This window comes from Antiquaquibacter soli (assembly GCF_030580675.1).
Lineage (GTDB): Bacteria > Actinomycetota > Actinomycetes > Actinomycetales > Microbacteriaceae > Rhodoglobus > Rhodoglobus soli.
On record NZ_JAUQUB010000002.1, the window covers coordinates 360,648 to 385,370 of the forward strand.

General features: G+C 69.6%; 25 protein-coding genes. 20 read left to right on the forward strand and 5 right to left on the reverse strand.

Annotated features, from left to right (window positions below; genetic code table 11):
- Positions 1 to 11: 11 nt before the first annotated feature.
- The 8 genes from Q5716_RS11770 to Q5716_RS11805 all read left to right on the forward strand — a co-directional run bounded on the left by Q5716_RS11770 (position 12) and on the right by Q5716_RS11805 (position 5,045).
- Positions 12 to 386 carry a holo-ACP synthase gene (locus Q5716_RS11770; RefSeq protein WP_305003334.1) on the forward strand — a complete coding sequence of 125 codons (375 nt, stop codon included), beginning with the start codon at positions 12 to 14 and terminating at the stop codon, positions 384 to 386.
- Positions 383 to 1,477, forward strand: a complete 1,095-nt coding sequence (alr, locus tag Q5716_RS11775; RefSeq protein WP_305003335.1) for an alanine racemase — start codon at positions 383 to 385, stop codon at positions 1,475 to 1,477. The genes Q5716_RS11770 and alr overlap by 4 nt, the downstream gene beginning before the upstream one ends.
- Positions 1,474 to 1,941: a tRNA (adenosine(37)-N6)-threonylcarbamoyltransferase complex ATPase subunit type 1 TsaE gene (tsaE, locus tag Q5716_RS11780; protein WP_305003336.1), complete on the forward strand. Its 468-nt coding sequence runs from the start codon at positions 1,474 to 1,476 to the stop codon at positions 1,939 to 1,941. Before alr ends, tsaE begins: the two co-directional genes overlap by 4 nt.
- Positions 1,925 to 2,545: a tRNA (adenosine(37)-N6)-threonylcarbamoyltransferase complex dimerization subunit type 1 TsaB gene (gene tsaB / locus Q5716_RS11785; protein ID WP_305003337.1), complete on the forward strand. Its 621-nt coding sequence runs from the start codon at positions 1,925 to 1,927 to the stop codon at positions 2,543 to 2,545. Before tsaE ends, tsaB begins: the two co-directional genes overlap by 17 nt.
- Positions 2,542 to 3,024, forward strand: coding sequence for a ribosomal protein S18-alanine N-acetyltransferase (gene rimI / locus Q5716_RS11790; protein WP_305003338.1), 483 nt, complete (start codon positions 2,542 to 2,544; stop codon positions 3,022 to 3,024). The genes tsaB and rimI overlap by 4 nt, the downstream gene beginning before the upstream one ends.
- Entirely contained in the window at positions 3,021 to 4,088 is a 1,068-nt protein-coding gene (gene tsaD, locus Q5716_RS11795) for a tRNA (adenosine(37)-N6)-threonylcarbamoyltransferase complex transferase subunit TsaD (RefSeq protein ID WP_305003339.1), read from the forward strand. Before rimI ends, tsaD begins: the two co-directional genes overlap by 4 nt.
- 100 nt (positions 4,089 to 4,188) lie before the next feature.
- Complete coding sequence (locus Q5716_RS11800; protein ID WP_305003340.1) at positions 4,189 to 4,470, forward strand: DUF4190 domain-containing protein; 282 nt, start codon at positions 4,189 to 4,191, stop codon at positions 4,468 to 4,470.
- A gap of 65 nt (positions 4,471 to 4,535) precedes the next feature.
- On the forward strand, positions 4,536 to 5,045 hold the full coding sequence (locus Q5716_RS11805; protein ID WP_305003341.1) for a DUF4190 domain-containing protein: 510 nt from the start codon (positions 4,536 to 4,538) through the stop codon (positions 5,043 to 5,045).
- Here Q5716_RS11805 and Q5716_RS11810 read toward each other — a convergent pair.
- Positions 5,042 to 6,226 (reverse strand): class I SAM-dependent methyltransferase, encoded by a 1,185-nt coding sequence (locus Q5716_RS11810; protein WP_305003342.1) that lies wholly within the window; start codon positions 6,224 to 6,226, stop codon positions 5,042 to 5,044. The genes Q5716_RS11805 and Q5716_RS11810 overlap by 4 nt on opposite strands.
- 137 nt (positions 6,227 to 6,363) lie before the next feature.
- Between Q5716_RS11810 and groES the strand changes: the two genes are divergently transcribed.
- The 3 genes from groES (at position 6,364) to Q5716_RS11825 (ending at position 9,059) form a co-directional block, all read left to right on the forward strand.
- Positions 6,364 to 6,660: a co-chaperone GroES gene (gene groES / locus Q5716_RS11815; RefSeq protein ID WP_305003343.1), complete on the forward strand. Its 297-nt coding sequence runs from the start codon at positions 6,364 to 6,366 to the stop codon at positions 6,658 to 6,660.
- Between the two features lie 83 nt (positions 6,661 to 6,743).
- A complete protein-coding gene (rarD, locus tag Q5716_RS11820) occupies positions 6,744 to 7,676 on the forward strand; it encodes an EamA family transporter RarD (protein WP_305003344.1) in 933 nt (310 codons plus the stop codon).
- Positions 7,677 to 7,796: 120 nt separating this feature from the next.
- Complete coding sequence (locus Q5716_RS11825; RefSeq protein WP_305003345.1) at positions 7,797 to 9,059, forward strand: ABC transporter substrate-binding protein; 1,263 nt, start codon at positions 7,797 to 7,799, stop codon at positions 9,057 to 9,059.
- A gap of 198 nt (positions 9,060 to 9,257) precedes the next feature.
- On the opposite strand, the gene Q5716_RS11830 is transcribed toward Q5716_RS11825, so the two are convergent.
- The 4 genes from Q5716_RS11830 to Q5716_RS11845 are packed head-to-tail and all read right to left on the reverse strand — an operon-like array spanning position 9,258 to position 13,182.
- The gene (locus Q5716_RS11830; RefSeq protein ID WP_305003346.1) at positions 9,258 to 10,025 is read right to left on the reverse strand and encodes an ABC transporter ATP-binding protein; all 768 of its coding nucleotides are present in this window, start codon (positions 10,023 to 10,025) and stop codon (positions 9,258 to 9,260) included.
- On the reverse strand, positions 10,012 to 10,929 hold the full coding sequence (locus Q5716_RS11835) for an ABC transporter ATP-binding protein (protein WP_305003347.1): 918 nt from the start codon (positions 10,927 to 10,929) through the stop codon (positions 10,012 to 10,014). The genes Q5716_RS11830 and Q5716_RS11835 overlap by 14 nt, the downstream gene beginning before the upstream one ends.
- Complete coding sequence (locus Q5716_RS11840; RefSeq protein WP_305003348.1) at positions 10,919 to 11,941, reverse strand: branched-chain amino acid ABC transporter permease; 1,023 nt, start codon at positions 11,939 to 11,941, stop codon at positions 10,919 to 10,921. The genes Q5716_RS11835 and Q5716_RS11840 overlap by 11 nt, the downstream gene beginning before the upstream one ends.
- A 2-nt stretch (positions 11,942 to 11,943) precedes the next feature.
- Positions 11,944 to 13,182, reverse strand: a complete 1,239-nt coding sequence (locus Q5716_RS11845) for a branched-chain amino acid ABC transporter permease (RefSeq protein ID WP_305003375.1) — start codon at positions 13,180 to 13,182, stop codon at positions 11,944 to 11,946.
- A 297-nt stretch (positions 13,183 to 13,479) separates the two neighbouring features.
- Between Q5716_RS11845 and guaB the strand changes: the two genes are divergently transcribed.
- The 9 genes from guaB to guaA all read left to right on the forward strand — a co-directional run bounded on the left by guaB (position 13,480) and on the right by guaA (position 24,559).
- On the forward strand, positions 13,480 to 14,982 hold the full coding sequence (gene guaB, locus Q5716_RS11850) for an IMP dehydrogenase (protein ID WP_305003349.1): 1,503 nt from the start codon (positions 13,480 to 13,482) through the stop codon (positions 14,980 to 14,982).
- Positions 14,983 to 15,046: 64 nt separating this feature from the next.
- The gene (locus tag Q5716_RS11855) at positions 15,047 to 16,735 is read left to right on the forward strand and encodes an ABC-F family ATP-binding cassette domain-containing protein (protein ID WP_305003350.1); all 1,689 of its coding nucleotides are present in this window, start codon (positions 15,047 to 15,049) and stop codon (positions 16,733 to 16,735) included.
- Between the two features lie 110 nt (positions 16,736 to 16,845).
- Complete coding sequence (locus Q5716_RS11860; protein ID WP_305003351.1) at positions 16,846 to 17,967, forward strand: GuaB3 family IMP dehydrogenase-related protein; 1,122 nt, start codon at positions 16,846 to 16,848, stop codon at positions 17,965 to 17,967.
- A gap of 3 nt (positions 17,968 to 17,970) precedes the next feature.
- On the forward strand, positions 17,971 to 19,689 hold the full coding sequence (locus Q5716_RS11865; RefSeq protein ID WP_305003352.1) for a glycerol-3-phosphate dehydrogenase/oxidase: 1,719 nt from the start codon (positions 17,971 to 17,973) through the stop codon (positions 19,687 to 19,689).
- Between the two features lie 110 nt (positions 19,690 to 19,799).
- Positions 19,800 to 20,330: a cation:proton antiporter regulatory subunit gene (locus Q5716_RS11870; protein WP_305003353.1), complete on the forward strand. Its 531-nt coding sequence runs from the start codon at positions 19,800 to 19,802 to the stop codon at positions 20,328 to 20,330.
- Positions 20,331 to 21,752, forward strand: a complete 1,422-nt coding sequence (locus Q5716_RS11875; protein WP_305003354.1) for a cation:proton antiporter — start codon at positions 20,331 to 20,333, stop codon at positions 21,750 to 21,752.
- Positions 21,749 to 22,540 (forward strand): SURF1 family protein, encoded by a 792-nt coding sequence (locus Q5716_RS11880; RefSeq protein ID WP_305003355.1) that lies wholly within the window; start codon positions 21,749 to 21,751, stop codon positions 22,538 to 22,540. Before Q5716_RS11875 ends, Q5716_RS11880 begins: the two co-directional genes overlap by 4 nt.
- Positions 22,541 to 22,544: 4 nt before the next feature.
- Entirely contained in the window at positions 22,545 to 22,988 is a 444-nt protein-coding gene (locus tag Q5716_RS11885) for a DUF3817 domain-containing protein (protein ID WP_305003356.1), read from the forward strand.
- Entirely contained in the window at positions 22,985 to 24,559 is a 1,575-nt protein-coding gene (guaA, locus tag Q5716_RS11890; RefSeq protein WP_305003357.1) for a glutamine-hydrolyzing GMP synthase, read from the forward strand. Before Q5716_RS11885 ends, guaA begins: the two co-directional genes overlap by 4 nt.
- The last annotated feature ends 164 nt before the right edge of the window (positions 24,560 to 24,723 follow it).

Sequence of the window (24,723 nt, forward strand, 5' to 3'; positions counted from 1 at the left end):
AAGAGGTCACCGTGATCGTGGGGATCGGAGTAGACGTCGTCGACCTCGCTCGATTCGAGCGGGCGCTCGTGCGCACGCCCACCCTCACCGACCGGTTGTTCGCCCCCAGCGAACAGGTCAAGGACGGCAAGCCGATGCCGCTGCGGTCGCTCGCGGGCCGATTCGCCGCGAAAGAGGCCCTCATCAAGGCTCTCGGCGATTCCACCGGGGTGCGCTGGCACGACATGCTCGTCGTGAACGACCCGCTCGGCAATCCCGCTTTCGAGCTTCAGGATTCCACTCGCGCGATCGCCGAGTCCCGCGGCATCACCGCGATCCACCTGTCGATGAGTCACGACGCGGGCATCGCCATCGCGTACGTCGTCGCCGAGGCGGAACGGCCGTGAGCCGGGTCGCGACGGTGAGCCTCGGGGCGATCGCGCGCAACGTCGAGACTCTCCGGGCTGCGGCCGGGGGAGCGCCGGCGATGGCGATCGTCAAAGCGAACGGTTACGGGCACGGAGCGGTGCCCGCAGCGCGGGCGGCGCTCGAGGGCGGAGCAGGATGGCTCGGGGTGGCCACGATCGACGAGGGGCTCGAGCTGCGGGCATCCGGAGTCGACGCTCCCGTCCTCGCGTGGCTGCACGAGACGGACGCGGACTTCGCCTCGGCGGTCGAGGCCGACCTCGATCTCGGGGTCAGCTCGCTCGCGGAACTCGAGGCGGTCGCGGCGGTCGGGGCCGGAGCATCCGTTCAGCTGAAGGCCGACACCGGGCTCGGCCGCAACGGTGCCACCGACGCCGAGTGGCCGGAGCTCGTCACGGCGGCGGCTGCGCTCCAGTCCGCGGGCCGCGTGCGCGTGCGCGGCGTCTGGAGCCACCTCGCCAACGCGGGCCGCGCCGAGGATCTCGAGCAGGTCGCGCGCTTCACGCAGGCGCTCGAGGCCGCGACCGACGCGGGCCTCGATCCGGAGCTCGTGCACCTCTCGGCCACCGCCGGCGCCCTCGCCGTGCCCGAGGCGAGGTTCGGGATGGTGCGGCTCGGTGTCGGCATCTACGGACTCTCCCCGCTCGACTCGACGAGCTCGGCCGACCTCGGGCTGGTTCCGGCCATGACCCTCTCGGCGACCGTCGCCTCGGTCAAGCGCGTTCCCGCCGGTCACGGCGTCTCGTACGGCTACGACCACCGCACGACGGGCGAGACCTCGCTCGTCCTCGTGCCGCTCGGCTACGCGGACGGCATCCCGCGCAGCGCGTCCGGTCGAGGTCCGGTGTCCATCAACGGCGTGACGCACCGCGTCGCCGGTCGGGTCGCGATGGACCAGGTGGTGCTCGACGTGGGCGACGCGACCGTCGCAGAGGGCGATCGCGCCGTGCTGTTCGGCGACCCCGCCACAGGGGTGCCGTCGGCGGATGACTGGGCGCTCGCCGCCGGAACGATCAACTACGAGATCGTCACGCGCATCGGATCGCGCGTGCGCCGGGAGTACGTCCCATGATCATCGCGACCCCGGACGACATGGAGGCCCTCGGAGCGCGCGTCGCGGCCGAACTCCGCGCGGGCGATCTCGTGCTGCTGAACGGCGAGCTCGGCGCCGGCAAGACGACGTTCACGCGCGGCCTGGGCGAGGCGCTCGGCGTGCGGGGCGCGGTGACGAGCCCCACGTTCGTGCTCGCCCGCACGCACCCGCGTGCCGAGGGGGCGCCGCTCGTGCACGTCGACGCGTACCGGCTCGGGAGCGCCATCGAGCTCGACGACCTCGACATCGATTTTGAGGGCTCGATCGTCGTCGTCGAGTGGGGCGACGGTCTCCTCGACGGCGTGAGCGACTCCTGGCTGCGCATCGACATCGATCGGCCGCACGGCGGCGAGGCCGACTCGGAGGCCGAGCCGCGCACCGTGACGATCGCGGGCGTCGGTCCGCGCTGGGAGGGGGTGGACTGGGATGCTCCTCGCCATTGACACCTCGGCCGGCACGACGGTCGCCGTCGTGGACCGGGAGCGGGGCATCCTCGCCGAGCACTCGACAGCCGATACGCGGTCGCACGCCGAAGTCATCGGCACCCTCATTCGCGCGAGCCTCGATGACGCCGGTATCGCCGTAACTGACTTGTCCGGTGTCGCTGCGGGGATGGGCCCGGGCCCGTTCACGGGGCTGCGCGTCGGCATCGCCGCCGCTCGAGCGTTCGCCGTCGGTGCCGGCAAGCCCGTCGTGCCCATCGCCAGCCACGACGCCATCGCCTTCGGTCTCGGTCTCGGCGCGGACGACCCGGTCGTCATCGCGACCGATGCCCGGCGGCGCGAACTGTTCTATTCCGTCTACCGCGGAACGGATGACGCGGGCCTGCCCGTGCGCACCCTCGGGCCCGCGCTCGCCAAGGCCGCCGAGCTCGAGCTCCCCGCCGGCCACCGACTGATCGAGGCCACCGAGGTGTCCGCGGGGGCGCTCGGCATGCTCGCCGAGACCCTGTACGCGAACGGCCGCGCGTTCGCCCCCGACGAGCCGCTGTACCTGCGCTCGCCGGACGTCACCCTCTCCGCCGGCCCGAAGCGGGTGACCTCGTGACCTGGCAGCTGCGCCGCGCGACGCCCGCCGACCTTGACGCGATCATGGCGATCGAGGAGCGCGTCTTCGAGAACGACGCGTGGTCGCGCGACATCATGGCGGCCGAACTCGGCGACCGGCACGGGCACTACCTCGTCGCCGTGCGCGTCGACCACCCGAGCGATCTCGTGGGCTACGCGGGGCTGCGCTCGCCGCGCGGCGAGCCGCAGGCCGACATCCAGACCATCGCAGTCGCCGAGCACGCGCGCCGCCAGGGACTCGGCCGGGTTCTGCTCCAGTCGCTCATCGCGGAGGCGCGCGACCGGGGTGCCGCGGAGCTCTTCCTCGAGGTGCGCGCCGACAACCCCGGCGCCCAGTCGCTGTACGGGATGCTCGGCTTCGAGCCGATCGCCGTCCGCCCCCAGTACTACCAGCCCGACGGCGTCGACGCGATCGTCATGCGGTTGGAGATCCCGCGCCCGGAGGTGACCGTCGCATGAGCATCCGCGAACCCCTGGTCCTCGGAATCGAGACGAGCTGCGACGAGACCGGCGTCGGCGTCGTCCGCGGCACGACCCTGCTGTCGAACGTCATCGCCTCGTCCATGGAGGAGCACGCGCGCTACGGCGGCGTGGTCCCGGAGGTCGCCGCGCGAGCGCACCTCGAGGCGCTCGCCCCCACGCTGCGGCGAGCGCTCGACGAGGCCGGTGTCACACTCGACGACCTCGACGCGATAGCGGTCACGAGCGGCCCGGGGCTCGCGGGGGCGCTCATGGTCGGAGTCGGCGCGGCGAAGGCGCTCGCCGTCTCCCTCGACACCCCTCTGTACGCGGTCAACCACCTCGTGGGGCACGTCGGCGCCGACATCCTGACCGACGGGACGAGCGGGGCGGATGCCGCGATCGAGTACCCGACCGTCGCGCTCCTCGTCTCGGGCGGCCACACGTCTCTGCTCCTCGTCCGCGACCTCGTCGATGACGTCGAGCTGCTCGGCGAGACGATCGACGACGCCGCGGGGGAGGCCTTCGACAAGGTCGCCCGGCTCCTGGGGCTGCCCTACCCCGGCGGGCCGGAGATCGACCGGGCTGCGGTCGGCGGGGATCCGACGGCCATCCGGTTCCCGCGCGGACTCAGTCTGCCGAAAGACATGATCAAGCACCGGTACGATTTTTCATTCTCCGGACTCAAGACCGCCGTCGCCCGCTGGGTGGAGCGCGAGCGCGACGAGGGTCGCGAGATCCCCCTGGCGGACGTCGCCGCGAGCTTCCGCGAAGCGGTCGCCGATGTGCTCCTCACCAAGGCCGTCGCGGCGTGCACCGACCTCGGAGTGCCGCGGCTCCTGCTCGGCGGCGGTGTCGTCGCGAATGCTCGAGTGCGGGAGCTCGCCGCCGAGCGGTGCGCCGCGGCGGGCATCCGGCTTCGCATCCCGCCGCTGTCTCTGTGCACCGACAACGGCGCCATGATCGCGGCGCTCGGGGCGCAGCTCGTCATGGCCGGGCGCTCTCCCTCCGGCCTCGGATTCGGCGCCGATTCGACGCTTCCGGTGACGAGTATCCAGGCCTGAGGGCCGCCCGTAACACGCCGCGACACCGGTTGACACCTGTCTGGCGCGCTGCCACTATGGGCACCGCTATTCCAGCAACCATCAGCTAAGGAGCTACTCCATGACCGAACCCGTCGTGCCCGCGCCGGCGCCCGCCGCGCCCGTCGCCAAGTGGAACGTCCTGTCGATCGTCTCGCTCGTCACCTCGATCGTGGGTCTCAGCATCGTCGGCATCATCACCGGCCACATCTCGCTCAGCCAGATCAAGAAGACGGGCGAGCAGGGCAACGTGCTCGCCATCATCGGCCTCGTGCTCGGCTACCTCGGCCTCATCGCGGGCCTCATCCTCATCATCGCGTGGATCGGCATCTTCGCCGCCGCGACGTCGGTGCAGACCTACTAGTACCCGGTTCGTCAAGCGGGGTCGCGCCTCTCGGCGCGGCCCCGCTCGCGTTATAGGGTCGGATCATGGCTGAGAACAACGACATCCCTCCGGTCCCGCTGCCTCCCGACGACGCGAAGGTCACGCCCGCCGTGCCGCCCGTCGAGGCCGCCCCTGTCGTCCCGTCGACGCCCGCCGCCCCGGCGGCTCCTGCGGCGGATGCCCCGGCTCCCGCCCCCGCGTATGGCGCCCCCGGCTCGACGCCCCCGCCGCCGCCCGCGTACGGCTCACCGACGGCCTACGGCCAGCCGGCCTACGCCGCCGCTCCGGCCGGTCCCAGCCAGGGCCTCTCGGTCACCTCGATGGTGCTGGGACTCGTCGGACTGCTGTTCTCCCTCTTCGGCTGGGGCTTCCTCATCGTCCTGGGCGCCGTCATCACGGGCCACCTTGCGCAGCGCCGCCAGCCCTACGCCCGGCCGTTCTGGCTCACCGGCATCATCACCGGCTACATCGGCATCGCGATCTCGGTGATCTGGTTCATCGTGTGGATCGCGATCTTCGCCTTCGCGTTCAGCACCGGCGGCACCTACTACTAGGCCGGTTGCACCCGCTCCACGAGAAGAGCGCGGCGCCTCGCACCCACTCGGGTGAGCACGAGGGTCGCGCTCTTCTCGCCTTTCGGAGCCAGCGCCGTGCGGAACGCGGCCGGGTCGATGTCCACTCCGCGCTTCTTGATCTCGAGGGTGCCGATGCCCCGCGCCGCGAGTTCGCGCTTGAGCGAGCGCTGATCGAGCGGGAAGTCCTCGAGCACGCGGAAAGCGGTGGCGAAGGGGGTCGTGGCGGGCGAGTCGCCCGTGATGTACGCGATGCTGGGGTCGAGCATCCGGCCCTCCAGCGAGCGGGCGAGGTCGCCGATGAGCCGGGCCCGGATGACCGCGCCGTCCGGTTCGAAGAGGTATTCGCCGAGCGCGCCCGTGTCCGCGTCGGGGCTGTCGTCGGCGGCGGAGAGCTCGGCGGAACCGTGCGTTCCGACGACGAGGGCGGAGCGCCGGATGCCCGGCCGTGCGACATCCCCGAACCACACGCCGAGCTCCACGACGTCGCCGTCGACGGACACCCACTGCGCCTCGGCGTCGACCGGGATCAGCTCCCGATCGATTCCCGGACCGAGCTTGACCCCCGTCGGGAGGCGCTCACCGAGCCCGAAGGCGAAGTCGAGCGACGGCGACCAGTCCGCGGGGTCGCGCAGCCGCTTGGCTCCGTCGCGGCGGGCGGGGTCGAGGTAGACACCGCCGATTCCCGCGAGGTCGGCGTCCTCGGCGGAGCCGTGCTCGACGCGGACGTTGGACCACGGGGCGAGGTTGTAGGAGGCGATGGCGGCGGTCACCTCGTCGCGCTCCACCGCGGTGACCTCGATGTCGAGCGCGGCGAGGGCGAGGGCATCCGCTCCGATCCCGCACCCGAGGTCCGCGACCCAGGAGACGCCGGCCCGCTGGAACCGACCTGCGTGCAGGGCTGCGACGCTCAAGCGGGTGGCCTGCTCGAGGCCCGCCTCGGTGAACAGCATCCGCTCGGCGAACGGTCCGAACTTCGCCACAGCGCGGGCGCGCAAGCGGGACTGGCTGAGCACAGCCGCGACGACGCCGGGGGAGTGGCCCGCCTTGCGCAGCCCCGCCACGGTGCGCACGACATCGGCGCTCGACTCCCACGCGGGAAGCTCGTCGAGCAGGCGCAGTCCCTCGAGCGAGAGCAGGTCGCGGAGTTCGGCTGCGTCCATACCGCAACCGTACTCGGGCTCCCGGGCGCGACGGCGCCGTTGGCACTCACATTGAACGAGTGCCAATGACCCTCTATAGTGGTTCTGGCACTCTCACAGGGAGTGTGCCAACAAGAGTTTTGAGAAAGAGGTCAACCGTGTCGGTGTCCATCAAGCCGCTCGAAGATCGCATTGTCATCAAGCAGGTCGAGGCCGAGCAGACCACGGCGTCGGGTCTCGTCATCCCCGACACCGCCAAGGAGAAGCCCCAGGAGGGCGAGGTCGTGGCGGTCGGCCCCGGTCGCGTCGACGACAACGGCAACCGCGTCCCGCTCGACATCGCGGTGGGCGACAAGGTCATCTACTCGAAGTACGGCGGCACCGAGGTCAAGTACGGCGGCGAGGACTTCCTCGTCCTGTCGGCGCGCGACGTGCTCGCCGTCGTGGTCCGCTGACTTTCGACGACTTTCTGCCAGAAGGGCCCGGGGATGCGCTCCCCGGGCCCTTCTGCACGCTCGGGCCGTCCTAGGCTGGGTCGGTGACCTCCGCCCCGCCTCCCGCCGATCGGGTCTCCCCGGCGGGGCTCGGCTTCGCCCTCGCCGCCTACGGCGTCTGGGGCTTCCTGCCGCTCGCGTTCGTCTTCCTCGCCCCCGCCGGAGCGGTCGAGGTCGTCTCGTGGCGCATCGTCTTCGGCGTCGTGTTCTGCGCGATCCTGCTCACGGTCACACGCGGCTGGTCGCGATTCATGAGCCTCGCCCGGGATGCCCGCGCCTTCGGCCTGCTCTCGCTCGCGGCCGTCCTCATCCTCGTCAACTGGGGCGTGTTCATCTACGCGACGCTCGCCGGGCACGTCGTCGAGGGCGCGCTCGGGTACTTCATCAATCCGATTTTCACCGTCATCCTCGGCGTCGTCGTGCTGCGCGAGCGTCTGCGGCCACTGCAGTGGATCGCCGTGGGCGTGAGCGTCGTCGCCGTCATCGTCCTCGTGGTCGGCTACGGCTCGTTCCCGTGGATCGCGCTCACGCTCGCGCTCAGCTTCGGAATGTACGGATTCGTGAAGAGGGCGGTCGGTCCGCGCGCCGACGCGATCAGCGGGATGACCGTCGAGACCGCCGTGCTCAGCCCCTTCGCCGTGGCAGCTCTCGTGGTCGTGCAGCTCACTTCCGGCCTCGTGATCGGCACCCAGGCGCCGTGGCACACCGCGATCATGCTGAGCCTCGGGGCGCTCACCGCGACGCCCCTCATCCTGTTCGCGGCTGCCGCTCGCCGGCTGCCGCTCGTCTACATGGGGCTCATCCAGTACGTGGCACCGGTACTTCAATTCATCATCGGGGTGTGGCTGCTGCGGGAGGCGATGCCGGCCGAGCGCTGGTTGGGCTTCGGCCTCGTCTGGATCGCCCTCATCCTGCTCACGATCGACATGTTTCTGCGGAAACCGTCGGTGGGAGCGCTTGCACGTCGCGGATCGTAACGATTTCGCTGCGTTACAGGGCTGTAACACGTCTGTATTGTGCAAGACGCCCTGGCCGAATAACTTGTCAGGACGGCACAGCTTCGCCGTGCCACTAATCACATTCAAGCAAGGAGCAACATGAGCGTATTCGTGAAGGCATCGTCCTCGCGCTCGAAGTCTCTCAAGTCGATCCTGGGCGGCATCGCCGTCCTGGGTACGAGCGCCCTCGTCCTCGCGGGCTGCGCACCGGCTGCCGAGACCGAGGAGCCGTCGGGCCCCCGTGAGGACCTCACGCTGAAGATCGGAACGATCCTTCCGCAGTCCGGTTCCCTCGCCTTCCTCGGCCCGCCCGAGGAGGCCGGTGTTGCGCTTGCTGCGCAGGACATCAACGACGCCGACCTCGGCATCACCGTCGAGGTCGAGTACCGCGACTCGGGTGACACCACGACCGACACGGCCACCGTGTCCGTGACCGACCTGCTGTCGCTCGACGTCTCCGCCATCATCGGCGCCGCGTCGTCCGGTGTGTCGAAGACGGTCATCGACCAGATCGTCGGCGCTGGCGTCGTCCAGTTCTCGCCGGCGAACACCTCGCCCGACTTCACCACCTACGCGGACGACAACCTCTACTGGCGCACCGCCCCCTCGGACATCCTCCAGGGTGAGGTGCTCGGCAACCTGATCGCCGAGGACGGCGCGGCCACGCTCGGCCTCATCGTCCTGAACGACGCCTACGGCACCGGCCTCGCCGGCGCGGTCAAGGACACGTTCGAGGCGGCCGGTGGTGAGGTCGTCGCCGAGACGCTGTTCAACGAGGGCGAGTCGAACTTCGCGGCTCAGATCTCCGAGGTCACGGCGGCCAACCCCGACGCGATCGCGGTCATCACCTTCGACCAGGCCAAGAGCATCGTCCCCGCTCTCGTGGGTGCGGGCTACCCCGGTGACCAGCTCTACTTCGTGGACGGCAACCTCGCCGACTACTCCGCGGACTTCGCTGCTGGCCTCATCGAGGGCGCCAAGGGCACGCTGCCCGGTCTCGACACCGGCAAGCTCGGTGACTTCACCGACCGCCTGCTCGAGATCGACCCCGACCTGACCGACTACAGCTACGCGGCCGAGTCCTACGACGCCGTCGTCCTCATCGCGCTCGCGGCCCTCGCCGCGAACTCGACGGACGGCGCGGACATCGCCTCGAAGCTCCAGGAGGTCTCGGGTGGTTCCGGCGACGGTGAGAAGGCGACCGACTTCGCGTCGGCCGCGCAGATCATCCTCGACGGTGGCGTCGTCGACTACGACGGCTACAGCGGTCCGATCACGTTCGACGAGAACGGCGACCCGACCGAGGCCACCATCGGTATCTACGAGTACGGTGCGGACAACAAGTACACCCGCATCAACTAACTCTCGTTAGTGGGAAGGGCCCCGGCGCTACGCCGGGGCCCTTTCTTTGTCCCCGAGCGCGCGCTGGAGCTGGAGAGCATTCTCTGCCGCGACGCCAGCGCCGACGCCCGTCTCGGGCGTCGGAAGTACCCACGGCAACGTGACAGGGCCCCGCGGTGCCGAAGCATCCGCGGGGCCCTGTGCGTCGTTCTGCGGCGGTTACTCGTCCCCGAGCGTTCCGAGGTACAGTCCGATGACCTTGGGGTCGTTGAGGAGCTCACGGCCCGTGCCGGTGTACGCGTCCTTGCCCTGGTCGAGTACGTAGCCGCGATCGCAGATCTGCAGGCAGCGCTTGGCGTTCTGCTCGACCATGATGGTCGTGACGCCCGCCTTGTTGATCTCCTTCACGCGCAGGAACGCCTCGTCCTGCCGGACCGGCGAGAGTCCCGCCGACGGCTCGTCGAGCAGGAGCACGTGCGGCCCCATCATGAGCGCGCGGCTCATCGCGACCATCTGGCGCTCGCCGCCGGACAGCGAGCCGGCGCGCTGCGCAAGCCGCTTGCCGAGGTCGGGGAAGATCTCGATGACGAACTCGAGGCGCTCCGCGAGCTCGCGAGGGCGCTGGAAGAGGCCCATCTCGAGGTTCTCCTGGATGGTCAGCGACGGGAACACGTTGTTCGTCTGCGGCACGAAGCCGACGCCCTTGGCGACGAGCTTGTTCGCCTTGAGGTTCGTGATCTCCTCGCCGCGCAGGGTGATCGAGCCCTCGCGCACCTTCACGAGGCCGAAGATCGACTTGAGCAGCGTCGACTTGCCGGCGCCGTTCGGTCCGATGATGCCGATGAGCTCGCCCTCGTTGGCGGTGAGCGAGCATCCGTTCAGGATGTTCACTCCCGGGAGGTAGCCCGCGACGACGCCGGAGACGGCGACGACGGGCTCGGCGACGGCGGTCGCGCCGCCGGCCGGAGTGGACTCAGTCTTCGTCATGGAGAAGCTCCTTCATCGCCTCGACGTTCTCGCTCTCGGTCGCGCCGAGATCCTGGTCGTGGTGGCTGCCGAGGTAGGCGTCGATCACGGCCTGCTGCTTCATGACGTCGTGGGGCGGACCCTCCGCGACGACGCGGCCCTCGGCCATCACGACGACCCAGTCCGCGATGTGGCGGACCATGTGCATGTCGTGCTCGACGAAGAGCACGGTCATCCCCTGGGTCTTGAGGTCGAGGATGTGGTCCAGCAGCGACTGGGTGAGCGCCGGGTTCACGCCGGCCATCGGCTCGTCGAGCATGACGAGCGTCGGGTCGCTCATGAGGGCGCGGGCCATCTCGAGCAGCTTGCGCTGACCTCCGGAGAGGCTCGCAGCGTAGTCCTCCACCTTCGCGTCGAGCTTGAAGCGCTGGAGGATGTCGAGAGCCTTGGCCTCGATCTCCTCCTCCTGCTTGCGCCAGAGGAACGGCAGCAGGGCGCGGAAGAGGTTCTCGCCCTTCTGGTTCTTCGCCCCGAGCTTCATGTTGTCGAGCACGGTGAGCAGGCCGAGCGCCTTCGTCAGCTGGAAGGTGCGGACCTGGCCGAGCCGGGCGACCTTGAAGGAGGGCACGCCCGCGAGCGAGGTGCCGGCGAAGGTCCACGTTCCCGTGTCGGGCTTGTCGAAGCCCGTCAGCAGGTTGAAGAGGGTCGTCTTTCCGGCACCGTTCGGGCCGATGAGCGCCGTGATGGCGTTCCTCGGGATCTCGAGGTGCGCGACGTCGACGGCCTTGAGTCCGCCGAACGTGCGGGTGACGTTGTCCGCGACGATGATCGGGTCGACCTTCGCGACACCGGGCGCCGGTTCTCCGACGTGAAGCCCGGTGCTCTTGACGGGAGCGCCCTTGCTGGGGGTGGCGTTACTTGACAAAGGCCAGCTCCTTCTTGTTCCCGAAGATGCCCTGGGGTCTGAATATGACCAGGAGCATCAGCACGACTCCGACGATGATGAACCGCAGCTGTCCGGCCTGCACGCTCGAGAGGAACGGCAGCCAGCCGGCGCCCTGCGCACGGGCGATGAATCCGGACACGATCGACAGGAGCACCCAGAAGATGATCGAGCCGACGACCGGACCGAGGATCGTCGCGGCGCCGCCCAGCAGGAGGATCGTGTAGATGAAGAACGTGAGGGTCGTCGCGTAGTTCGACGGCACCACCGCTCGAGGCAGGATGAAGATCATGCCCGCGAGGGTCCCGAACACACCGCCCAGGATGAGCGACTGCATCTTGTAGAAGTAGACGTTCTTGCCGAGCGCGCGCACCGCATCCTCGTCCTCGCGGATGCCCTTGATGACGCGGCCCCACGGGCTGCGCATGAGCTGCCAGGTCAGAAGGGCGGCGAGGATGACGATCACCCACGCGACGATGGTGAGGAAGAAGTTGTACTCGTCCATCACCCAGGGCCCGAAGCCGTAGCTGCCCTTCGGGAACGGGTTGAGGCCCGCGAAGCCCCACGCGCCCTCGCGGGTCACCGGGTCGCCGTAGGAGCCCTTGTAGCCCGAGAGGCCGTTGGCCGAGCCGGTCACCGGGTCGAACGTGTTGGTAGTGAAGATGAGCCGGAGGATTTCGGCGGCCGCGATCGTCACGATCGAGAGGTAGTCCGCGCGCAGGCGCAGTGTCGGGACGCCGAGGATGAGCGCGAACACCACGGAGGCGCCGACGCCCACGAGCACCGCTGCCCACACCGGGAACTGGAACGTGAGGGTGGAGATCGCGAAGCCGTAGGCCCCGATCGCCATGAATCCCGCCTGCCCGAAGTTCAGCAGGCCCGTGTAGCCGAAGTGGATCGCGAGTCCGAGGGCGGCGAGCGCGTACGCCGCCGTGGTCGGGGAGATGAGCTCCACCGCCCCGTTCATCAGGATCTGCCAGAAGTCGACACCCATGATCAGCCGATCCTCTCTTTCCGTCCGAGCACACCCTGGGGCCGGAAGAGCAGCACCAGGATGAGGATGACAAGCGCCCCCGCGTACTTCATGTCGGAGGGCAGCCACAGCGTCGAGATCTCGACGAAGAGGCCGACGATGAGCGATCCGACGAGGGCGCCGAACGCGGTTCCGAGACCGCCGAGGGTGACCGCGGCGAAGATGAGCAGCAGGATCTGGAAGCCCATGTCCCAGCTCACGCCGGGGCGGAAGTAGGCCCACAGGATGCCGCTGAGCCCGGCGAGCGCGCCGCCGACGATCCAGACGATGCGGATGACGCGGTCGACGTCGATGCCGCTCGCGGACGCGAGGCTCGGGTTGTCGCTCACCGCACGGGTGGCCTTGCCGATGCGGGTGCGCAGGAGGAAGAACGCCACTCCCGCGAGGACCACGAGGCTGATGGCCATGCTCGCGAGGTCGATCGGCGAGAGCGAGATCGGCCCGAGCTTGAGGTCGGCCATGCCCGCGAAGGGCAGCTGCCTGATCTCGCCGCCGTAGAAGAGCTGGAACGTGTAGCGCAGGGCGAGCGAGAGGCCGATGCTCACGATCATCATCGGGATGAGCCCGACTCCCTTGCGGCGCAGGGGCTTCCAGATCGCCGCATCCAGGGTGAACCCGAATCCGGCGCTCAAGACGATGGCGATGATGATCGCGAGCCACAGCGGCAGGGCCAGTTGAACCGCGAAGGTCAGGGCCATGAGCGCTCCGAACGACACCATCTCCGCGTGCGCGAAGTTGTTGAGGCCCGTCGTGCCGAAGATCAGGGAGAGGCCGATCGCGGCGAGTGCGAGAAGCAGACCGAAGTTGAGGCCGTTGATGACCCGGTCGAGGAGCTGCTGGCCCCAGCTGACCGTGTTGCGCTCGCCCTTGCCGATGAAGAAGTTCGCCACGGCGCTGCCGGACTGGCCGACGGTGATCTCGCGCACGTTCGGGGTCTCGTCCTCGGGGTCGATCACCGCGATTCCCTCGGGGAGCGTCTCCTCGTTGAGGGTGACGGTGTAGTCGCCCTTCTCCGGGACGCCCACGGCCCAGCGGCCGTCGTCGCCCGACTCGACCTCGACCTTGAACCCGCTGCCCTCGATCACGAGCTCCACTCCCGCGAGCGGCTTGTCGTTGAGCTCGACGAGACCGCTCACCTTGAAGTCGTACTCGTCGAGTCCGACCTCGTCAGCGGTTGCGGGAGCGCTCCCAATGGTGAGCATCGCCAACAGCAGGGCGATGAAGGTGAGGGCGAGGGCAGGCAACCGCCTCCGCCTGAGACCAGTGACTTCCACGAAACCTCCCTGACAAGCCCAGCTGGAACCTTGTGTATCCGCGGGTCCTGGCGCATCGTCGTCGTTGACGATACTTTCCGTTTGTGTCCCCCGTGTTTCGAGTTGGACACGATTCGATCAGGCCATTATGCGCGGGGAATAGCCGCACGCCTAACCGGTTAAGATTGCTTACCGGTGTCCGACGGAGCAACCCGGTCATTTGATTCATCTCACTCAAGGGAACTCATGGACCAGCCTGATCCTTTTGGTTTCATCGGACTCACGTATGACGACGTCATGCTCCTGCCGGGACACACCGACGTCATCCCCAGCGAGGCGGACACGAGCTCGCGACTGACGCGCCGCATCCGGGTCGCCTCGCCGCTCATCTCGTCGGCGATGGACACCGTGACCGAGTCCCGCATGGCCATCGCCATGGCCCGCAACGGCGGCCTCGGCGTGCTGCACCGCAACCTCTCCATCGAGGACCAGGCCGCGTACGTCGACAAGGTCAAGCGCAGTGAGTCCGGGATGATCACCAACCCCGTCACCACGACGCCCGAGGCGACCGTGGCCGAGGTCGACGCGCTGTGCGGCCAGTTCCGGGTCTCGGGGCTGCCCGTGGTCGAGGGCGACGGCAAGCTCGTCGGCATCATCACCAACCGCGACATGAAGTTCGTCTCGCCGTTCGAGCGCGACACGACGCTCGTCCGCGACGTCATGACGACGATGCCCCTCATCACCGCGCGCGAGGGAATCGACCCGGATTCCGCGATCGCGATCTTCCACCAGCACAAGATCGAGAAGCTGCCCCTCGTCGATGAGACCGGCCGACTCACCGGTCTCATCACGGTGAAGGACTTCGACAAGTCGGAGAAGTACCCGAACGCCACCAAGGACTCCGAGGGACGCCTGCGCGTCGGTGCCGCGATCGGGTTCTTCGGCGACGCGTGGGACCGCGCGGGAGCGCTGCGCGACGCCGGTGTCGACGTCATCGTCGTCGACACCGCCAACGGCGACTCCGCGGGGGTGCTCGACATCATCCGCCGCATCAAGTCCGACAGCGCCTTCGCCGACATCGACGTCATCGGCGGCAACGTCGCGACCCGCTCCGGCGCCCAGGCACTCGTCGACGCGGGCGCCGACGCGGTCAAGGTGGGCGTCGGTCCCGGCTCGATCTGCACCACTCGCGTGGTGGCGGGGGTCGGCGTGCCGCAGGTCACCGCGGTGTACGAGGCCTCCCTCGCGGCTCGGGAGCACGGCATCCCGGTCATCGCGGACGGCGGACTGCAGTACTCGGGAGACATCGCGAAGGCGCTCGTCGCCGGTGCCGAGACCGTCATGCTCGGCTCGCTCCTGGCGGGCACGGACGAGAGCCCCGGCGACCTGATCTTCGTCAACGGCAAGCAGTTCAAGAGCTATCGCGGCATGGGCTCGCTCGGCGCGCTGCAGACCCGCGGCAAGAAGACCTCCTACTCGCGCGACCGCTATTTCCAGGCGGATGTGCCGAGCGACGAGCAGCTCATCGCCGAGGGCATCGAGGGCCAGGTGCCCTACCGTGGCCCGGTATCGTCGGTGGTCTACCAGCTCCTCGGGGGACTGCGGCAGTCGATGTTCTACACGGGTGCTCGCACGATCGACGAGCTGCGCATGAAGGGCAAGTTCGTGCGCATCACCGCGGCGGGGCTCAAGGAGTCGCACCCGCACGACATCCAGATGGTCGTCGAGGCGCCGAACTACCGCCGGTAGGGCCGAACGCCGAGCCCGTGTAATCTGGTCGGCTGCCCTCCCGGCGGCGTCAGGACTGGTTCTCATGGGTTTCATCGACGTCAACGGCGTCACCTACTCGCTCGCCGACGGCCGCGTGCTGCTCGACGAGGTGTCGTTCCGCGTGATCGAGGGGCGCACGAGCGCGCTCATCGGCGCCAACGGGGCGGGCAAGTCGACGCTGCTGCGCCTCATCCGCGGCGAGATCGCACCGGACTCGGGGGCGATCACCATCAACGGCGGGCTCGGCGTCATGGACCAGTTCGTCGGGCACGTGCGGGATGACTCGACCGTGCGCGACCTCCTCGTCTCCGTCGCGCCCGCCGCGGTGCGGGCCGCCGCGCTCGCGCTCGACGCCGCCGAACTCGCCCTCATCGAGGACGACACGACGGCGAACCAGATGGCCTACGCGACCGCGATCGCCGACTACGCGGATGCCGGCGGCTACGAGCAGGAGACCGTGTGGGACACGTGCACGATCGCCGCGCTCGGCATCCCCTTCGAGCGCGCGAAGTACCGCGCGGTCACCACCCTCAGCGGCGGTGAGCAGAAGCGGCTCGTGCTCGAGGCGCTCCTGAGGGGGCCTGACGAGGTGCTCCTGCTGGACGAGCCCGACAACTACCTCGACGTGCCCGGCAAGCGGTGGCTCGAGGAGTCGCTCCGCGCGACTCCGAAGACGGTGCTGCTCGTGAGCCACGACCGCGAGCTGCTCGCGCGCGCCGTCGACCGCATCATCACGATCGAGGTCGGCGCGGCGGGCAACTCCGCGTGGACGCACGGCGGCGGCTTCGCGACCTACCACGAGGCGCGCGACGACCGGCTGACGCGACTCGACGAGCTCCGCCGGCGCTGGGACGAGCAGCACGCGAAGCTCACAACTCTCGTGGCGAACCTCAAGGCGAAGGCGACGGCCATGGACGGCTTCGCGTCGCGCTACCAGGCGGCGCTCACGCGGCTGAGGAAGTTCGAGGAGGTCGGCCCACCGCAGGAGCGGCCCCTCGACCAGAACCTCGCGATGCGATTGCGCGGCGCCCGCACCGGGAACCGTGCCGTCGTGTGCGAGCAGCTCGAGCTCACCGGGCTCATGGCGCCCTTCGACCTCGAGGTCTGGTTCGGCGAGCGCGTCGCGGTTCTCGGGTCGAACGGGTCGGGGAAGTCGCACTTCCTGCGGCTGCTCGCGCTCGGCGGCAGCGACCCCGATCCGCTCGCGGGGCACGTGACGAGCGTCGCGGCATCCCTCGATCCGGTCGCTCACTCGGGGCGGGCCAAGCTCGGCGCGCGAGTCGTACCCGGATGGTTCGCGCAGGCTCACGAGCACCCGGAGCTCCTCGGCCGCACGCTCCTCGACATCCTGCACCGCGGAGACGACAACCGGGACGGCCTCCCCCGGGAGCCGGCGAGCCGCGCCCTCGACCGGTACGGGCTCGCCGGGGCAGCGGAGCAGGTGTTCGAGTCGCTGAGCGGCGGGCAGCAGGCGAGGCTGCAGATCCTGCTGCTCGAGCTCAGCGGCGTCACGCTGCTGCTGCTCGACGAGCCCACCGACAACCTCGACCTCGTCTCCGCGGAGGCGCTCGAGCTCGCTCTCGAGCGCTTCGAGGGCACCGTGCTCTCGGTCACGCACGACCGGTGGTTCGCGCGCTCGTTCGACCGCTTCCTCGTCTTCGGCTCCGACGGCACGGTGTACGAGTCGCCCGAGCCGGTGTGGACCGAGGCTCGCGTCGTCCGCGCCCGGTAGCGCTGGTGCACCTGCCGCACGTCGGTTGCGCGGGCTGCACCCGTCGGCGCTCGCGGTGGCGGCAGTGCAACCACCGGCGTTCGCTCGGCGGCGCCGGGTAGGCTCGACGCGTGAGTGACATCGAGATCGGCCGCGCCAAGCGCGCCCGCCGCGTTTACGCCTTCGACGACATCGCCGTCGTGCCCTCGCGGCGCACGCGCGACCCGCAGGATGTCTCGATCTCGTGGACGATCGACGCCTACACCTTCGACATCCCGGTGCTGGCCGCACCCATGGACTCCGTCGTGAGCCCCGCGACCGCCATCGCCATCGGACAGCTCGGCGGCCTCGGTGTGCTCGACCTCGAGGGCGTCTGGACGCGCTACGAGAACCCGGAGTCGGTGCTCGCGGAGATCCGCGGTCTGGATGCCGCGACCGCGACGAAGCGGATGCAGGAGCTCTACTCCGAGCCCATCAAGCCCGAGCTCATCACGGCGCGGATCGCGGAGATCCGGGCATCCGGCGTTCCCGTCGCGGGCGCGCTCAGCCCGCAGCGCACCCAGGAGCACTACAAGACCGTTCTCGACGCCGGCGTGGACCTCTTCGTCATCCGCGGCACGACCGTGAGCGCCGAGCACGTCTCGAAGTCGGTCGAGCCGCTCAACCTGAAGAAGTTCATCTACGAGCTCGACGTGCCCGTCATCGTCGGCGGCGCGGCCACCTACACGGCGGCTCTGCACCTCATGCGCACGGGCGCGGCGGGGGTGCTCGTCGGCTTCGGCGGGGGTGCCGCATCGACGACTCGGGCGAGCCTCGGCATCCACGCCCCGATGGCGACCGCCGTCGCGGACGTCGCGGGCGCCCGCCGCGATTACATGGACGAGTCCGGCGGCCGCTACGTGCACGTCATCGCGGACGGCGGTCTCGGCACGAGCGGCGACATCGTCAAGGCGATCGCTGTCGGCGCCGACGCGGTGATGCTCGGCTCGACCCTCGCGCGCGCGACCGACGCCCCCGGCGCCGGGTGGCACTGGGGCGCCGAGGCGCACCACTCGGAGCTGCCGCGCGGCAACCGCGTCGAGGTCGGCAGCCTCGCCCCGCTCCGGGAGGTGCTGTTCGGCCCGTCGAGCAACGCCGACGGCCGCGTCAACCTCATGGGGGCCCTGCGGCGCTCGATGGCGACGACGGGCTACTCCGACCTCAAGGAATTCCAGCGCGTCGAGGTCGTCGTCGCGCCCTACAGCGCAAGGTAGACGATGAGAACGGTGACCCGATCCGCCAAGCTCGGCCCCGAGGAGCGGGCCGCCGCCGTCGAGACGCTCCGGACGAAGGAGCTCGACATCCTCGTCATCGGCGGCGGCATCGTCGGCACCGGTTCTGCCCTGGATGCCGCGACCCGCGGCCTGCGCGTCGGCCTCGTCGAGGCGCGCGACTGGGCATCCGGCACCTCGAGCCGCTCGTCGAAGCTCGTGCACGGCGGCATCCGCTACCTGGAGCAGCTCGACTTCCGGCTCGTGCGCGAGGCCCTCATCGAGCGCGGGCTCCTGCTGCAGCGCATCGCCCCGCACCTGGTGAAGCCCGTGCGCTTCCTCTACCCGCTCACCAAGCCCGTGTTCGAGCGCGTCTACATCGGCGCGGGCATGCTCCTGTACGACCTCTTCAGCTACACCGGCGGCCGACCGCCCGGCGTGCCGCACCATCGCCACCTCACGAAGCGACAGCTGCTGCGCGCCGCTCCGAGCCTCGCGGGCGACGCGTTCCGCGGCGGGCTCACGTACTACGACGCGCAGGTCGACGACGCGCGCTATGTCGCCAACCTCGCCCGCACGGCGAGCTTCTACGGGGCCCACGTCGCGAGCAGGGTCCGCGTCGAGGGCTTCCTCAAGGTCGGCGAGCGCGTGGTGGGCGTGACGGCGCACGACCTCGAGTCGGGGGAGAAGTTCGAGATCCGGGCGCGCCAGGTCGTCAACGCGACGGGCGTGTGGACGGATGACACGCAGTCCATGGTCGGGGAGCGGGGCCAGTTCAAGGTGCGCGCCTCGAAGGGGGTGCACCTCGTCGTCCCGCGCGACCGCTTCCAGTCGAAGCTCGGCCTGCTGCTGCGCACCGAGAAGAGCGTGCTGTTCGTCATCCCGTGGGGCCGGCACTGGCTGATCGGGACGACCGATACCGACTGGAACCTGGACAAGGCGCATCCGGCCGCGACCGCCGCCGACATCGACTACCTGCTCGAGCACGTCAACAAGGTGCTCGCGGTGCCCCTCACCCGGGACGACGTCGAGGGCGTGTTCGCGGGACTGCGGCCGCTGCTCGCCGGCGAGTCCGACCAGACGTCGAAGCTCAGCCGCGAGCACATCGTGGCGCACTCGGTTCCCGGCCTCGTGGTCGTCGCCGGCGGCAAGTGGACGACCTACCGGGTGATGGCCAAGGACGCCATCGACGAGGCGGTCGCCGCGCTCGACGGCAAGGTGTCCGAGTCGATCACGCAGGACATCGCGCTGCTCGGCGCGGAGGGCTACCACGCCGCCTGGAACAAGCGCGGCAAGATCGCGCGGGCCTTCGGCGTGCACAAGGTGCGCATCGAGCACCTGCTCAACCGCTACGGCGTGCTCACCGACGAGCTGCTCGACCTCATCCGTGAGCGGCCCGAGCTCCAGGAGCCGCTGCCGGGCGCCGACGACTACATCGGCGCTGAAGTGGTCTACGCGGCCACCCACGAGGGGGCACTGCACCTCGAGGACGTGCTCGCGCGTCGGACGCGCATCTCGATCGAGGCGTGGGACCGCGGCATCTCCGCCGCGCCGGTCGCCGCCGCGCTCATGGCGGGCGAGCTGGGCTGGGATGCCGAGCGCACCGATCGGGAGGTCGCGCTGTACCTCGAGCGCGTCGCCGCCGAGCGCGCGAGCCAGCTCGAGCCCGACGACGAGTCGGCGGACCGAGTGCGGCTGGCCGCGCGAGAGGTCGTGTCGGAGTAAGCCCCGGCCGGGCATCCCCACGCCTCCAGCGAACGGGGCCGCTCCGCCGGGAGTGGCCCCGTCTCGCTCTTCTACAATGGGTAGAGAGCAGGGGCGACAGGAGGATTCCCATGGTTGACGTTCGGCGGGTCAAACTCCCCGGGGTCGGAGTCCTCCACACCTTCGTGACCGATGACGGCGGCAAGGTCGGCGTCATCACCCACCGCTCCGGGCACAGCGACCTCATCACCTTCTCCGACGCCGAGGACGGCGCCGACGTGAGCAAGGTCTCCCTGCGGCTCGACGAGGACGAGGCCCACACGCTCGCCGAGCTCCTCGGCGGAACCCGCATCACCGAGTCGCTCTCCGCGCTCGAGACGATCCCCGGTCTGTCGATCGACTGGTTCACGGTCGACTACGACGACCACATCGCGGGCCAGAAGCTCGGAAGCCTCGCCGGTCGCGGCGTCGTCGGCCTCACCGTCGTCGCCGTCGTGCGCGGAGAGTCCGCCAACCCCGCCCCCTCCGACGACTTCACCGTGTTCCCGGGCGACACCCTCGTCGTCGCCGGCACCCCCGAGAAGGTCGCCAAGGCGTTCGCCTACTACCGCACGGGAGAGATGAAGCCCAAGGTCGCCGCCGACGCTCCGCCGGGAGACTAGGTGCACCACGGCGAGGAGCTCCTGGTCGTCGGGATCCTCTTCCTCATCGCCTACGTCCTCGGCCGGCTGGGCAAGATCATCGGCCTGCCGGCCATCCCGATCTACATGCTCGTCGGGCTGCTCGCCAGCCCCGCGACCGGCTGGTTCCCGCTCGACTTCGCCTCCGAGAACGTCGAGCTCGTCGCGATCTTCGGGCTCATCCTTCTGCTGTTCAACCTCGGCCTCGAATTCGACCAGGACGAGTTCTTCGGCAACGCCGGCAAGCTCCTCGTCTCAGGCGGCACATACATCCTCGTCAACATGGGCGTCGGCTTCGCGTTCGGCTTCCTCGTCGGGTGGGGCACGCGCGAGGCGCTCATCATCGCCGGGATGACGGCGACGTCGTCGAGCGCCATCGTGACGAAGCTCCTCATCGAGCTCGGCCGACTCGCCAACCGCGAGACCCCCATGATCCTCGGGGTGACCGTCGTCGAGGACATCTTCATCGCGATCTACCTCGCGATCGTCGGCGTCGTGCTGAGCGGGCAGACCGAGGTGTGGCCGGTCGTGCTGCAGCTCGGCGTCGCGTTCCTCTTCCTCGTCGTCATGTTCACGATCGCCCGGTGGGGCGGCCGGGTCGTCTCGAAGCTCTTCCGGACCAAAGACGACGAGCTCTTCACCATCCTCTTCTTCGGTCTCGCGGTGCTCTTCGGCGGCATCGGAGAGCTCCTCGGCGTCACCGATGCGATCGGCGCCTTCCTCATCGGCCTCGTGCTCGGCGCCACCAAGTTCCGGGCAAGGATCGAGCAGTTCGCGCTGCCCCTGCGCGACGTGTTCGGCGCCTTCTTCTTCCTCAACTTCGGTCTCGCCCTCGACGTGTCGACGTTCGGGCAAGTTCTCGTGCCGGTCGGCATCGCCGTCGTCATGACGATCGTGCTCAACATCCTCGCCGGGCAGTTCGTGGCGTGGCTCAACAAGCTCGGTCCGCAGGCCGGGATCAACACGACGGTCATCCTGCAGAACCGCGGCGAGTTCGCGCTCATCCTCGCGACCCTCTCACTGTCGGCGGGGCTCGACCCGCGCATCGTGCCGTTCGCGGGACTCTACGTGCTCACCATGTCGATCGTCGGGCCGGTGCTCGCGGTCAACTCCGAACGGATCGGGGCGCTCGTGCTCGGGACGAAGCGCAAGGCACGGGCATCCACCGTCGAGCGCGACCGCATGCGCGAGGAGAGCATCGCCCTCCTCGATGCGGTGACCGCCGACCAGGAACCGGGGGACCCCGGAGCGGGCGCCGACCTGCCCCGCGCGCGGCCCGCGGTCGTCGAGGATGACGCGGACGCCGCCCTCGACGAGCCCGCCGAGCCGCTCGACCCGATCGCCGCCCAAGCGGCCGAGCAGTCCGACGCCGTATTCGAACGCCAGAGGGACCCGGAGTATTGAGCACAGCAACCCGATTCTGGGCGATGGCCCGACGCCCGCGCTGGATCGCCGCGCTCGCGCTGTGCCTCGGCGTCGCGGCCGCCTTCGCCGCGCTCGGCCAGTGGCAGCTCGAGCGCAGCTTCGAGGGCGGCGAGGTCACCGAGGAGCAGACCGAGTCGAGCGTGCCGCTCACGTCGATCGCCGAGCCGCAGCAGCCGATGCCGTCCGCGACGATCGGCCAGCGCGTGACCGTCGAGGTCGAGTTCGTGCCCGAGGACTTCGCCGTGCTCTCGGAGCGCATCAACCACGCCGACCCGGGCTACTGGGTCATCGGCCACGCGATCGTCGCGCCGACCGGTGCCTCCCTCGCGGTCGCGCTCGGCTGGGCGGCGACCGAGGAGCAAGCGGATGCCGCGCTCGCCGAGCTCGAGGCATCCGCGCCCACCGGCCGCGTCGAAGGGCGCTACCTCGCCACCGAGTCACCCGACCAGCAGGACGTCGAGTCGGGGGAGCAGACGCTCGTCGCCGTGCCCGCGCTCGTCAACGAGTGGTCGCGGACCCCTGATGGGGTCTACGGCGGATACCTCGTGCTCGCGGATGCTCCCGCCGGACTCGAGGCGATCGATTCCCCGCCGCCTGAGACGGAGGTCTCCCTGAACCTGCTCAACGTCTTCTACGCGATCGAGTGGGTGATCTTCGCCGGGTTCGCGTTCTACCTCTGGTACCGCCTCGTGCGCGACGCCGTCGAGGCGGAGGAGGCGGAGGAGGCGGAGGAGGCCGAAGACGCCTCCACGGCGAAAGTAGACTAGGGCCATGCCCCTCGGCCCCCGCCCCGCTGACATCCCCCGAGTGCGCCGCACGGTCTCCGTCTACAAGGTGTCGTCGATCATCACCGGCACCTTCCTGCTGCTGCTCGTGCTCATGATGGTGACGCGCTACGGGTTCGGCGTCGACATCGAGTTGCTCGGCCCGTACGGGTTCCTTGCGCTCACGCCCAAAGAGCTCATCTCCGGCATCAACCTCTCGACGGTCATCCTCATCGTCCACGGCTGGCTGTACGTGCTCTACCTCGCGTGCGACCTCCTGCTGTGGCGCTACATCCGCTGGTCCTTCGGGAAGTTCGTCTTCATCGCCCTCGGCGGCATCATCCCGCTGCTGTCCTTCTTCCTCGAGCGCCGCGTGCCGCGCGACGTCGAGGCCGCCATCGCCGCGGTGCAGCCCGCGCCCACCACCGAGCCCTCGGGAGCCGCCGCATGAGCGACACGTCCGCGAAGCCCGTCCTCGTCGTCGACTTCGGCGCCCAGTACGCCCAGCTCATCGCCCGGCGCGTGCGCGAGGCCAACGTGTACAGCGAGATCGTGCCGCACACGATCACCGCGGCGGAGGTGGCCGCGAAGGAGCCCGCGGGCATCGTGCTCTCCGGCGGCCCGTCGAGCGTCTACGAGCCGGGCTCGCCGTCGCTCGATCCGGGCATCCTCGAACTCGGCGTGCCCGTGCTCGGCATCTGCTACGGCTTCCAGGTGATGGCGCAGCAGCTCGGCGGCGAGGTCGCCAACACGGGGCTGCGCGAGTACGGCGCGACCGACATGACCGTGACCGGCGACGGCGGGTCGCTCCTGTCCGGGCAGCCCGAGGCGCAGACGGTGTGGATGAGCCACGGGGACTCGGTGGCGAAGGCGCCCGAGGGCTTCGAGGTGCTCGCGTCGAGTGCATCCACCCCGGTCGCCGCGTTCGCGTCGGACGAGCGCAAGATGTACGGCGTGCAGTGGCACCCCGAGGTCAAGCACTCGGAGTTCGGGCAGCGCGTGCTGGAGAACTTCCTGCACCGGGCGGCGGGCATCCCCTCGGACTGGAACAGCGGCAACGTCATCGCCGAGCAGGTCGAGCGCATCCGCGAGCAGGTCGGGACGGGTCGGGTGATCGTCGGGCTGTCCGGCGGGGTCGACTCCGCGGTCGCCGCGGCGATCGTGCACAAGGCCGTGGGCGACCAGCTCACCGCCATCTTCGTCGACCACGGTCTGCTCCGGCAGGACGAGCGACGCCAGGTCGAGGAGGACTACGTCGCCTCCACGGGCGTGCGCCTCGTGACGGTGGATGCCGCCGACCAGTTCCTCGACGCGCTCGCGGGGGTCACCGACCCCGAGACCAAGCGCAAGATCATCGGCCGGGAGTTCATCCGCTCCTTCGAGGACGCGGCCTCCGCCCTCGTTGCCGAGGCCGCCTCCGACGGGGAGCCCATCAAGTTCCTCGTGCAGGGCACCCTCTACCCCGACGTGGTGGAGTCGGGCGGCGGCACCGGCACCGCCAACATCAAGAGCCACCACAACGTCGGCGGGCTCCCGGAGGACCTGCAGTTCGAGCTCGTCGAGCCGCTGCGCACCCTCTTCAAGGACGAGGTGCGCGCGATCGGCCGCGAACTCGGGCTGCCCGAGGTCATCGTGTCGCGCCAGCCCTTTCCGGGGCCCGGCCTCGGCATCCGCATCGTGGGCGAGGTCACCCGTGATCGCCTGGATCTGCTCCGCAAGGCGGACGCGATCGCCCGCGCCGAACTGACCGCCGCCGGCCTCGACTCCGAGATCTGGCAGTGCCCCGTCGTGCTCCTCGCCGACGTGCGCTCCGTCGGCGTCCAGGGCGACGGGCGCACCTACGGTCACCCCATCGTGCTGCGACCCGTGTCGTCGGAGGATGCGATGACCGCCGACTGGACGCGCCTTCCGTACGACGTGCTCGCGCGCATCTCCAACCGCATCACCAACGAGGTCGCGGGAGTGAACCGCGTCGTGCTCGACGTCACGTCGAAGCCGCCGGGGACGATTGAGTGGGAGTGAGGCGTTAAGAAGGAGCCCATTTCTGGGCTCTTTCAGCCTCACTCCGAGCGCGTCCCGCGCGAGGCCGTAGGCGCGGCTCCCTCGTCGTCGTACCCCGCAACCGCCGAGGCGCAGCCTCGTCGGCGCTGGCGTCGCGGCGACGCGATGCGTCGCTCCTAGCTCCA

What these genes read in the sequence shown, in the direction of transcription:
- tsaE (WP_305003336.1), top strand. Translation starts at nt 1,474, where the DNA reads ATGATCATCGCGACCCCGGACGACATGGAGGCCCTCGGAGCGCGCGTC.
- tsaB (WP_305003337.1), top strand. Translation starts at nt 1,925, where the DNA reads ATGCTCCTCGCCATTGACACCTCGGCCGGCACGACGGTCGCCGTCGTG.
- tsaD (WP_305003339.1), top strand. Translation starts at nt 3,021, where the DNA reads ATGAGCATCCGCGAACCCCTGGTCCTCGGAATCGAGACGAGCTGCGAC.
- Q5716_RS11800 (WP_305003340.1), top strand. Translation starts at nt 4,189, where the DNA reads ATGACCGAACCCGTCGTGCCCGCGCCGGCGCCCGCCGCGCCCGTCGCC.
- Q5716_RS11805 (WP_305003341.1), top strand. Translation starts at nt 4,536, where the DNA reads ATGGCTGAGAACAACGACATCCCTCCGGTCCCGCTGCCTCCCGACGAC.
- Q5716_RS11810 (WP_305003342.1), bottom strand. Translation starts at nt 6,226, where the DNA reads ATGGACGCAGCCGAACTCCGCGACCTGCTCTCGCTCGAGGGACTGCGC.
- Q5716_RS11825 (WP_305003345.1), top strand. Translation starts at nt 7,797, where the DNA reads ATGAGCGTATTCGTGAAGGCATCGTCCTCGCGCTCGAAGTCTCTCAAG.
- Q5716_RS11830 (WP_305003346.1), bottom strand. Translation starts at nt 10,025, where the DNA reads ATGACGAAGACTGAGTCCACTCCGGCCGGCGGCGCGACCGCCGTCGCC.
- Q5716_RS11840 (WP_305003348.1), bottom strand. Translation starts at nt 11,941, where the DNA reads ATGGGTGTCGACTTCTGGCAGATCCTGATGAACGGGGCGGTGGAGCTC.
- Q5716_RS11845 (WP_305003375.1), bottom strand. Translation starts at nt 13,182, where the DNA reads ATGCTCACCATTGGGAGCGCTCCCGCAACCGCTGACGAGGTCGGACTC.
- guaB (WP_305003349.1), top strand. Translation starts at nt 13,480, where the DNA reads ATGGACCAGCCTGATCCTTTTGGTTTCATCGGACTCACGTATGACGAC.
- Q5716_RS11855 (WP_305003350.1), top strand. Translation starts at nt 15,047, where the DNA reads ATGGGTTTCATCGACGTCAACGGCGTCACCTACTCGCTCGCCGACGGC.
- Q5716_RS11865 (WP_305003352.1), top strand. Translation starts at nt 17,971, where the DNA reads ATGAGAACGGTGACCCGATCCGCCAAGCTCGGCCCCGAGGAGCGGGCC.
- Q5716_RS11870 (WP_305003353.1), top strand. Translation starts at nt 19,800, where the DNA reads ATGGTTGACGTTCGGCGGGTCAAACTCCCCGGGGTCGGAGTCCTCCAC.
- Q5716_RS11885 (WP_305003356.1), top strand. Translation starts at nt 22,545, where the DNA reads ATGCCCCTCGGCCCCCGCCCCGCTGACATCCCCCGAGTGCGCCGCACG.
- guaA (WP_305003357.1), top strand. Translation starts at nt 22,985, where the DNA reads ATGAGCGACACGTCCGCGAAGCCCGTCCTCGTCGTCGACTTCGGCGCC.